Origin of the sequence: Roseibium sp. (assembly GCF_025698965.1) — a bacterium.
GTDB lineage: Bacteria > Pseudomonadota > Alphaproteobacteria > Rhizobiales > Stappiaceae > Roseibium.
Map to the genome: position 1 here is coordinate 1 of NZ_JAILWL010000257.1, position 9144 is coordinate 9144.

Here is a 9144-nt window from a genome sequence, read left to right on the forward strand (position 1 = left end):
GCCGCCATCAATCGAATTTGCATGTCCCGGTGCGGCCCTGAAGGATTTGCCCCGGCAATGGAGCAATACACCGGTCTCCGGCGCAACAATGCCGCTGCCGAAATCACTGAAAAGCGAATTGATGAAGGAGACCGCCAGTCCATCCTTGTCGACGACACTCAGGTAAACGGTATCTGTCTGAGGTGCCAGTTCGGCATCGGGAAGGGAGGCGATGCGCTGCTCCAGCGAAATCTGCTTCGCCAGGGTGTCGAGATATTCCTCTCCGATCAGACTTGAATGACAGACATCCATATATCCTGGATCGGTAACGAACTTGTCCCGGACTGCATAGGCAATCCGCGCAGCTTCCATTTCCAGATGGAACCTCTCAGGCCCAAGCGGATCGAGGGCCTCCAGGTCGAACCGCTCCAGTATCCCGAGCATGACGAGCGCGATGATGCCCTGCCCGTTCGGAGGCAACTCAGCAATGGTGTGTCCCTTATAGTCACGCACCACAGGAGACACCGCCGTTGTGTGGCAGGCGGCAAGGTCGTCCTTGGTCATCAACCCGCCACGTGACTGGATCGCCGAAACGATATCGTCGGCAATGGCACCCGTATAGAAGGCATCCGCGCCGCCTTCGGCAATCGCCTCCAGCGTATCCGCCAGATGCGCATATTTCAGGATCATACCAGTCGCAGGCGCTTCACCATTGATGAGATAGGCGGCCGCAGACGCAGGATCTGCAGCAAGTTTCTCAACGTCTTTGGCCCAGTCGCTGGCCACACGCGGGGCAACCGGAAATCCTTCACGCGCATACTGGATTGCACGTTTGAAGAGTTGCTTGAAACTCTTGGTGCCATGCGCCTTGAGAAGCGTTTCCCACGCTCGCACGGCGCCAGGCACCGTGACCGCATGCGGAGAGGTGTCGCCGATCTCGGTAACGCCAAGCTCCGCAAGCTTTTCCGGTGTTGCCGCCCGCGGCGCGGCCCCGGACCCGTTGAAACCCGTCAGACGGCCACCTGGTTCCATGACAATGGAAAAACAATCGCCGCCAATACCGGTCATGTGCGGTTCCACGACACACTGAACGGCAACGGCCGCAATCGCCGCATCCGCCGCGTTGCCCCCATCCTGCAGCACTTCAATTGCCGCGCTGGTCGCAAGGGGATGAGACGTTGCGGCAACCGCATCCCGCGCAAAAACCGGAGACCTGCCTGGTGCCTGAAAATCGCGTTTCACTGAGTTCCTCCCGCCAGAAACTTTTTAAAACCAGCATGCTCCATTAGAGCCCTGATCAGACTTTTTCCATTTTGCTGCAGAAGCTTCTCGTGAAAGCCGTCTATTCGCCCACGCTGTGTTCTGATAGCAAACCTTGAATTCGAGCAGCACCTTAAGGAGAAGTGACCCAATGCGCAAACTCACACTTTCAACGGCAGAGACCATCACTTCTGCCGCATTCGAAAAAGCCGCGGAACTGAATCTGAAGCCTCTGACAGTCGCAGTGCTGGATGCAGGCGGTCACACGATGTTGCTCAAGCGTCAGGATGGATCTTCAATCATGCGGCCGCAAATCGCCACGGGTAAGGCTGTCGGCGCGCTTGCAGTCGGCACTGGCACACGATGGCTCAACGCAAATGCCGAAACACGACCGCATTTCGTCAACGCGCTGAATGGTGTCTCCGGTGGAGTGATCGTTCCTGTGCCCGGTGGCGTTCTGATCAAGGACGAAACGGGAGAGACCCTGGGTGCGGTTGGCATCACCGGCGACACCTCGGAAAATGACGAGACCTGCGCCGTCGCCGGCATTGAAGCCGTTGAACTGGTTGCTGACTGCGGATAACGTGCCATTCAGGCGTGTGACGGCTCCAACGGTTTCCGGAATATTTCCAGAGCGCCGCTCGGAGCCTTCAACACGTCAAGGCTGACCCAGTCCCGACGCAATAGCAGGGATTGGGCCGACGCTGTCGTTGAAAAAATCTCCGAGAACCCGAGACGGCCGGCTTCCTGCTCCGCGGCAGCGATCAATCGCGTGCCAACGCCGGATCTCCTGAATTCAGGAGGAACGAGAAGTGCAGTCAACCAGGCTCCGGGATATTGGTCGGAACCTGGTGAGATTTTTCGCAACGACACCGTTCCGACCGGAGTGGACGCTTCGTCCAATGCAACAAGGCAACGGGGCAATCGACCATCGAACTCCAGACACGCAGTCAGGTCCTGCCGTGCATCGCCAGGCCCCTCCCGGCCGTACCAGGCAGGCCATTCATCCAGGTACCACGTCTCCAGAAGTCCGCAGGCCTGCGGTACGTTCTCCAAAGCCGTGACACGAGCCGGAAAAAAGCGATTTGCCTGATCCCCGGACACAACGCCTCAGGATTTGTCCGACAGCTGGTTGATCTTTTGCTGCATTTCTTCCAGTTGACGTTTCATGTCGTCCAGATCGGTAACTTCGGCTTTTTCCGGCTTGGCCGCCCCTGGTGCCGAATTTGGTGCACCACCTGCCTCGCCCGCCGGAAACGGCATGAACATCTTCATCGCCCGCTCGAACATTTCAGTGTTGCGCTTGACCTGATCCTCGATCGCATCGAAAGCGGTCGCCCCAAAAGCTTCGCTCATCTGGGAGCGCAGTTTTTCCTGCTCTTTCGTCAGCGACGTCATGGAATATTCGAGGAAGCTCGGAACAAGCCCCTGCATGCTGTCGCCATAAAAGCGGATCAGCTGGCGCAGGAAAGTAACCGGCAGCAGATTCTGCCCCTTGCCTTCCTGCTCGAAGATAATCTGTGTCAGCACGGATCGGGTGATATCCTCGCCGGACTTGGCGTCATAGACGACAAAATCCTCTTCCCCCTTCACCATCACAGCCAGATCCTCCAGCGTGACATAGGTGCTTGTGCCCGTGTTGTAGAGCCGCCTGTTGGCGTATTTCTTGATGATTGTTGGCTCGCTCGTCTTGGCCATTCGTCACTTCCGCCTCTCAGCCTTACTACGGCTAGTTTCCCATTTGACGACAAGGCTTTCGCATACCTGTCATCTCCTCCAACTATGAGACTAAGCCAATCGTATCGGATCGTGCCACCCTTTTTATGTGCACTGACGAAAGGATAATACCGCAAATGCGAAAACAAACCCCCGATAAGGGCAGTTACGGTTGACACAAATCGAACCGCAGTTTCTAGTCCAAGGATAAATTGGATCGTTAGGTGTCTTCAGGTCACCAACCCTCTACGGCCGCCCGGCCCAAAGCTCTGGAGAGTAGTATGAGCGCTTCCACCGATGTCGTCATTGTCAGTGCGACCCGTACCCCTGTCGGATCTTTCAACGGATCCTTTGCCAATGTTCCAGCCCACGAACTTGGCGCCCTCGTCATGAAATCGGCCATGGAACAGGCCGGCGTTGCAAGCGACGATATCGACGAAGTCGTCTTCGGCCAGGTGTTGACAGCGGGTGAGGGTCAGAACCCGGCCCGTCAGGCCGCGATCAAGGCTGGTATTCCGGACAGCTCGACTGCATGGACCCTCAACCAGGTGTGCGGCTCCGGTCTGCGCACCGTCGCCATCGCAGCGCAGCAGATCCAGACCGGTGACGCCACGATCATGATGGCTGGTGGCCAGGAAAACATGTCGCTTTCGCCGCACTGCGCACATATGCGCAACGGCTACAAGATGGGCGACTTCAAGATGATCGACACCATGATCAAGGATGGCCTTTGGGACGCGTTCAATGGCTACCACATGGGTCAGACCGCTGAAAATGTTGCTGAAAAGTGGCAGATCAACCGTGAACAGCAGGACGAATTTGCTGTTGCTTCGCAGAACAAGGCCGAAGCTGCGCAAAAAGCCGGCAAGTTCAAGGATGAAATCACACCGGTCACGGTCAAGGAACGCAGATCCGAGCGCGTCGTCGAGGATGACGAGTACATTCGCCACGGCGCGACGATGGACAGTGTCGCCAAACTCCGCCCGGCTTTCACCAAGGAAGGTTCTGTGACGGCGGCAAACGCCTCGGGCCTCAATGACGGTGCGGCTGCGATCCTCGTCATGAGCGCGGCAGAAGCTGAAAAGCGCGGTCTGAAACCGCTCGCACGCATCGCATCCTGGGCAACGGCAGGTGTCGATCCGGCGATCATGGGTTCAGGCCCGATCCCGGCATCCCGCAAGGCTCTGGAAAAGGCCGGCTGGTCCGCTGCCGATCTTGATCTCGTCGAGGCAAACGAGGCTTTCGCCGCGCAGGCGTGTGCGGTCAACAAGGACATGGGCTGGAACCCGGACATCGTCAATGTCAATGGCGGCGCCATCGCCATCGGTCACCCGATTGGCGCATCCGGTGCCCGCATCCTGACGACGCTGCTTCACGAAATGGTCCGCCGTGACGCCAAGAAAGGCCTCGCCACCCTGTGTATTGGCGGTGGTATGGGCGTTGCCATGTGTCTGGAACGGTAAATCAGGCAAGTTTTGGATAGTCATGGCCGGCACAAACCGGCCATGACCCAACATCGGTTTTGATAAATCAATAACCTACAGGAGCCGAAACGGCCCATAAGCTGGAAGTCAGGAGGAAGGGGAATGAGCAAGGTCGCACTAGTCACAGGTGGTACCCGCGGTATCGGCGAATCAATTTCGCGCGGTCTGAAAGATGCAGGTTACACAGTGGCGGCCACTTATGCCGGAAACACTGAAAAGGCGGAAGCCTTCAAGGCCGAAACCGGCATTCACGTCTACAAATGGGACGTCTCCAATCCTGAAGCATGTGCAGCAGGTATCGCCCAGGTCGAAAGCGAACTGGGCCCGGTGGAAGTTCTGGTCAACAACGCGGGCATCACCCGCGACGGCATGTTCCACAAGATGGATTTCGAGCAGTGGCGGGCCGTTATCTCCACCAATCTTGATTCCATGTTCACCATGACCCATCCGGTGATCAATGGCATGCGCGGCCGTGGTTCCGGTCGGATCATCAACATTTCTTCCATCAACGGCCAGAAGGGCCAGATGGGACAGACAAACTATTCGGCGGCCAAGGCCGGCGTGATCGGCTTCACCAAGGCACTCGCCCAGGAAAATGCCTTCAAGGGCATCACCGTCAACTGCGTCTGCCCGGGATACATCAATACCGACATGGTTGCTGCCATGCCGGAAAAGGTGCTGGAGTCCATCGTGTCGAATATTCCGGTCGGCCGTCTCGGTCATCCGGAGGAAATCGCCCAGACCGTTGTCTATCTCGCCTCCGATGCAGCTGCCTTCATGACCGGCGCGGTCATGACCATCAACGGCGGCCAGTACATCGCCAACGGCTGAACGACACGCGCGAACAAAAATTGGAAAGGCGCCCCGCAAAGGCGCCTTTTTTGTTGGAAGCTTCAAAAACGGATTACTGATGCACCGGATAGGATTGCAGTGTCCTGTCAAAGTTAGGATTGACCGGTCCTTTATGGGCGCGGACGCTGGAAACTTCCATCTCAAAGGCTGCAATCATATCCACTTCACCATCGAGCAGATTGATTGTCTGGCGGGTCAACTCCAGTCCCAGTCGCCCGCTGAGAACAACACGTTGATAGATCTTGTCGGCCTGCCAATCGGAATTCAGATGATAACGGATCATCTGGTTCGGGTCCGGAGCCGGCATGTGGCTGCACATGCCGTATTCCGGCACCAGATAGCCGCTGCGCGCCGATCCGTCTTCTTCAAGGACCGGAATGACATAACCGGTGATCTCGACATCCCTGTCCGCCAAGGCCGGATTGCCGGCCAGGGCAGCTTTGGCACGTTTTCTGGCGATGGCTTGCCGCTGCGCCAGAAGCCCGTCGGTATCCACCCCTGACACGGCGAGTTTGGCTTCCTCGTTTTCCAGGCGTTGTTCAATCTGCGGGCGGGTCTCGGCAGAAACATCGCTTTTCGAGAGACGTTGGCGCAAGCGGAGAACCGTGCCGAGCGAGCGGAGTTCACGAAGGCTCAAGGCCGCAAAAGGATCTTCAAACTGACTGGCTTTCGGATCCCGCAGCGCATCCCAATCCACCCGGGTTCCGGCCTGCGCAATCGGAACCAGGCTGATGATCGTCAGGATGATCAGGAAAAGACGCATCTCGACCGCTCTTTTGCTTTGACGCTTCGTCTTATCTGATGGGATACCAGATTGAAGCCGTAATATCTCTTCACTTTGGCTGAAAGATAGCGAAGCCACAAATAAGCACGAGGGTTTGAATGACATATCTTCCCGAAGGATATCGTGATGTGGACGCCGCGGCGGACTTCGAAAAGCTCAAGACCTGCCTTGCTGTCATCGACCGGCTGCCCGACTTCCAGGCTTACAAACATGCCTCGTATGACGCACTGAACCTGACGCCTCGAGGCAAAGTGGCCGACGTCGCCTGCGGCCTTGGGTTCGACCTGCCCCGACTGATGGAGATCGTACCTCAGGGATCCGTGACAGGGTTCGACCTGAGCAATGCCTTTTTATCCTTCGCTACGGATCATGCATCCGAGGCCTTGAGTGGTAACGCAGCTTCAATAAACGTCAGGCACAGCGACATACACAATCTCGACTGTGAGGCAAATGTCTTCGACGCCGCCCGGATCGACCGGTCGCTGCAGCACGTCGCCGATCCGGCGCGTGCCATAGCCGAAATGACACGGATCGTTCGTCCCGGCGGCATCGTCTGCGCCGCTGAACCGGACTGGCGCACTTATGTGATCGGCTCCGACCTACCGGACATTTCAGAAAAGATCACATCTGAATTTGCCAAGACGATCCGCAATCCGCATCTCGGACGATCCCTTGTGGACCTGCTTGGTGCGGAACTGGCGCTGACCCATCACAGTGTGCATCCTCTTCTGCTGCGTCTGTTGCCGGATGCCGAAATAATTTTCGACCTCAAAAACACCGTCGCAAGAAGCGTTGAAGCCGGTTTCGTTTCAACGGCCGAAGGGATCGCCTTTGAGGAAAATCTCGAGGAACGCCATGCATCCGGTCGTTTTTTTGCGCATTTGACCGTTCATCTTGTGGCCGGTCAGAAGCAGTAGGTCCGACAAGCGAAGAGCCATTCCAGCTCGTCAAATTCAAAAAGTGAAATCCTTTGCGCCTTGACCCGCCCTGCCCCTTGCCCCTATGTCCCGGGTATCGCTGAGGTGGAGAAGAAGAAGAATGGAATTCGAACACGCCCCGAACGACCCGACACGCAAGGAACTGTCGCCTCTTTTGAAGCTGGCGCTGGAGCTTGGCCCGCTCGGTGTGTTCTTCCTGTTCAATTCCCGCGGCGAACAGATCGCCCAGACCTTCCCGGTTCTGCAATCGATCGGTCAGCCGATTTTCCTGGCAACCGCAGCATTCATGGTCGCGATCACCATTTCGCTGGTCGCATCCCTGTGGCTGACAAAACGCCTGCCAATAATGCCTCTGGTGTCCGGTGTCGTCGTTCTCGTCTTCGGCGCCCTGACGCTTTGGCTTCATGACGAACTGTTCATCAAGCTCAAACCCACAATCGTCAACTGCCTGTTCGGCTCGATCCTGCTGGGAGGTCTTTTGTTTGGCAAGTCCTTGCTGGGATATGTCTTTGACAGCGCCTTCAAACTGACGGACGAGGGCTGGCGCAAGCTCACCTTTCGTTGGGGAATATTTTTCTTCGTCCTGGCAATCATCAACGAAATCGTCTGGCGCAGTTTCTCGACCGATTTCTGGGTCAGCTTCAAGGTTTTCGGCATCATGCCGATTACCCTGCTGTTCACCTTGTCCCAGCTGCCTTTGATCCAGAAACACGCAATCATCGACGAAAGCAACGACGCCTGAGCGTCATTGCCCTGAACGCTGTTCCCTTAAGCCTTGGGCGGCTTTGCCCTTAATGCATGTCCCCATGGCCGAAGGATACGTCCCGGCGCGCACCGGTGATCGAGATAGAGAATCCTGCAATCACGTCGATCAGAGAGATCGCCATCAGGATAAAAAACAGCGACGTCGCGGCCTGCTGCAGAACCAAAAATTCCACCAGATAAGCAACAAAAACCAACACTGAAAACATATGATCCAAAAGCGCGGTGGTTCCGATCCGCGTTGCCTTCAGGATTTCAATGAACAGAAAGAACAGACCGACGGTGATCAGGACATCGCTTGCGAGCAGTTCAAACGTTGCGCCCGACACCATCGCGATTGTGACAACAGGCTGCGTCCAGAATGCCGGATCCGACGCCCCGCCGGTAAAGGCAAGTGCGTTGTAGATAAGTAATGTGAAAAGCGTGAAAGGAATGGCAGAGAATAGGCGCATAAAGCTGCTCCGGAATTGAATGACCTCGTTTCAAGATCGAGGGCCCGGAGCTGACACGATCAAAGGGCCGATTTCAAGGCCCCTTTTCAAGCATTCAAATTCAGAACCAAAGAAAAAGGCCAGCCTGTTGGAACAAGGCCAGCCTCAATCTTGGTTTGCCATGCGGCGATCCACCTTAAGAACAGCACTTTGCTTTCAGACAAATTCTCCTGAAAGCAGAATGAACTTAAGCGTCGTCTTTAGCGGACAGGATCTGACGGCCCCGGTACATGCCGGTCTTCAGGTCAACGTGATGCGGGCGACGCAGTTCGCCTGAATCCTTGTCCTCGACGTAAGTCGGCTGCTTGAGGGCGTCCGCGGAACGGCGAAAACCGCGCTTCATGCGCGAGGTTTTTCTCTTTGGAACGGCCATTTTGTTTTTCTCCGTGGTCCATGACACCGCGGCCCGGACCGGGTAAGCCCGGGGCGTGGCAGCACGCAGCGTGTTCGAATGCGCGGCGTTATACAGGCAAAGCCAGCGTTTTGCCACCCCATAGACAGAAATTTCTTGCGCTAAATATAACAGACTGAACGGACATTCCACCAGGTGAAGGTCAATTCCCCAGAACACAGCCGAAAATCGGACCAGCACCATTGACCCGCGCGTGATTTGTACCGGCAAGACGACGATGCCCCGACGACGGATTTGCAGGGTTTCGGCCACGAGGATTGGGCAATGCGGTGGCCAGGCGAGCCGCTTCCGTCCGTGTCAGGTCCTTCGCATGCTTCCCGAACCAGGCTTGTGCCGCCGCTTCCGCACCAAAAATCCCTTCGCCCCATTCGGCGATATTCAAATAAATTTCCAGAATGCGTTTCTTCGACAGGATCGCGTCCAGCATCAGCGCCAGTGGCAATTCCAGTCCCTTGCGCAGATAAGA

General features: G+C 56.5%; 12 protein-coding genes. 5 read left to right on the forward strand and 7 right to left on the reverse strand.

The window, feature by feature from the left end:
- The coding region (locus tag K5905_RS19595) for a gamma-glutamyltransferase family protein (RefSeq protein WP_297586812.1) at window positions 1-1221 on the reverse strand (1221 nt) is incomplete at its 3' end.
- Between the two features lie 169 nt (window positions 1222-1390).
- Here K5905_RS19595 and K5905_RS19600 point away from each other — a divergent pair.
- Window positions 1391-1822 (forward strand): heme-binding protein, encoded by a 432-nt coding sequence (locus K5905_RS19600; protein ID WP_297586814.1) that lies wholly within the window; start codon window positions 1391-1393, stop codon window positions 1820-1822.
- Window positions 1823-1830: 8 nt separating this feature from the next.
- Here the strand turns inward: K5905_RS19600 and K5905_RS19605 are convergent, their stop codons facing one another.
- Together K5905_RS19605 and phaR are read right to left on the reverse strand one after the other, a co-directional pair.
- Window positions 1831-2343 (reverse strand): GNAT family N-acetyltransferase, encoded by a 513-nt coding sequence (locus K5905_RS19605; RefSeq protein WP_297586815.1) that lies wholly within the window; start codon window positions 2341-2343, stop codon window positions 1831-1833.
- A 6-nt stretch (window positions 2344-2349) separates the two neighbouring features.
- Complete coding sequence (gene phaR, locus K5905_RS19610) at window positions 2350-2937, reverse strand: polyhydroxyalkanoate synthesis repressor PhaR (protein WP_297586816.1); 588 nt, start codon at window positions 2935-2937, stop codon at window positions 2350-2352.
- A 299-nt stretch (window positions 2938-3236) separates the two neighbouring features.
- Here phaR and K5905_RS19615 point away from each other — a divergent pair, with 299 nt between their 5' ends.
- Window positions 3237-4418, forward strand: coding sequence for an acetyl-CoA C-acetyltransferase (locus tag K5905_RS19615; protein WP_297586818.1), 1182 nt, complete (start codon window positions 3237-3239; stop codon window positions 4416-4418).
- Between the two features lie 123 nt (window positions 4419-4541).
- Window positions 4542-5270 carry an acetoacetyl-CoA reductase gene (gene phbB, locus K5905_RS19620; RefSeq protein WP_297586819.1) on the forward strand — a complete coding sequence of 243 codons (729 nt, stop codon included), beginning with the start codon at window positions 4542-4544 and terminating at the stop codon, window positions 5268-5270.
- A 73-nt stretch (window positions 5271-5343) separates the two neighbouring features.
- Here the strand turns inward: phbB and K5905_RS19625 are convergent, their stop codons facing one another.
- Complete coding sequence (locus K5905_RS19625) at window positions 5344-6054, reverse strand: DUF3299 domain-containing protein (protein WP_297586820.1); 711 nt, start codon at window positions 6052-6054, stop codon at window positions 5344-5346.
- A 119-nt stretch (window positions 6055-6173) separates the two neighbouring features.
- Here K5905_RS19625 and K5905_RS19630 point away from each other — a divergent pair, with 119 nt between their 5' ends.
- Window positions 6174-6992, forward strand: coding sequence for a methyltransferase domain-containing protein (locus K5905_RS19630; protein ID WP_297586823.1), 819 nt, complete (start codon window positions 6174-6176; stop codon window positions 6990-6992).
- A gap of 121 nt (window positions 6993-7113) precedes the next feature.
- Window positions 7114-7755, forward strand: coding sequence for a septation protein A (locus K5905_RS19635; protein ID WP_297586825.1), 642 nt, complete (start codon window positions 7114-7116; stop codon window positions 7753-7755).
- A gap of 49 nt (window positions 7756-7804) precedes the next feature.
- Here K5905_RS19635 and K5905_RS19640 read toward each other — a convergent pair whose 3' ends face one another.
- From K5905_RS19640 to K5905_RS19650, 3 genes are all read right to left on the reverse strand, one after another.
- The gene (locus K5905_RS19640) at window positions 7805-8227 is read right to left on the reverse strand and encodes a hypothetical protein (protein WP_297586826.1); all 423 of its coding nucleotides are present in this window, start codon (window positions 8225-8227) and stop codon (window positions 7805-7807) included.
- Window positions 8228-8453: 226 nt separating this feature from the next.
- Window positions 8454-8639: a 50S ribosomal protein L32 gene (gene rpmF, locus K5905_RS19645; RefSeq protein ID WP_296591987.1), complete on the reverse strand. Its 186-nt coding sequence runs from the start codon at window positions 8637-8639 to the stop codon at window positions 8454-8456.
- Between the two features lie 181 nt (window positions 8640-8820).
- On the reverse strand, window positions 8821-9144 hold a 324-nt coding region (locus K5905_RS19650), incomplete at its 5' end, for a transglycosylase domain-containing protein (RefSeq protein ID WP_297586827.1).

Bases quoted from the DNA above. Each gene is read 5' to 3' on its own strand.
- K5905_RS19600 (WP_297586814.1), top strand. From the start codon at position 1,391: ATGCGCAAACTCACACTTTCAACGGCAGAGACCATCACTTCTGCCGCA.
- phaR (WP_297586816.1), bottom strand. From the start codon at position 2,937: ATGGCCAAGACGAGCGAGCCAACAATCATCAAGAAATACGCCAACAGG.
- K5905_RS19615 (WP_297586818.1), top strand. From the start codon at position 3,237: ATGAGCGCTTCCACCGATGTCGTCATTGTCAGTGCGACCCGTACCCCT.
- phbB (WP_297586819.1), top strand. From the start codon at position 4,542: ATGAGCAAGGTCGCACTAGTCACAGGTGGTACCCGCGGTATCGGCGAA.
- K5905_RS19625 (WP_297586820.1), bottom strand. From the start codon at position 6,054: ATGCGTCTTTTCCTGATCATCCTGACGATCATCAGCCTGGTTCCGATT.
- K5905_RS19630 (WP_297586823.1), top strand. From the start codon at position 6,174: ATGACATATCTTCCCGAAGGATATCGTGATGTGGACGCCGCGGCGGAC.
- K5905_RS19635 (WP_297586825.1), top strand. From the start codon at position 7,114: ATGGAATTCGAACACGCCCCGAACGACCCGACACGCAAGGAACTGTCG.
- K5905_RS19640 (WP_297586826.1), bottom strand. From the start codon at position 8,227: ATGCGCCTATTCTCTGCCATTCCTTTCACGCTTTTCACATTACTTATC.
- rpmF (WP_296591987.1), bottom strand. From the start codon at position 8,639: ATGGCCGTTCCAAAGAGAAAAACCTCGCGCATGAAGCGCGGTTTTCGC.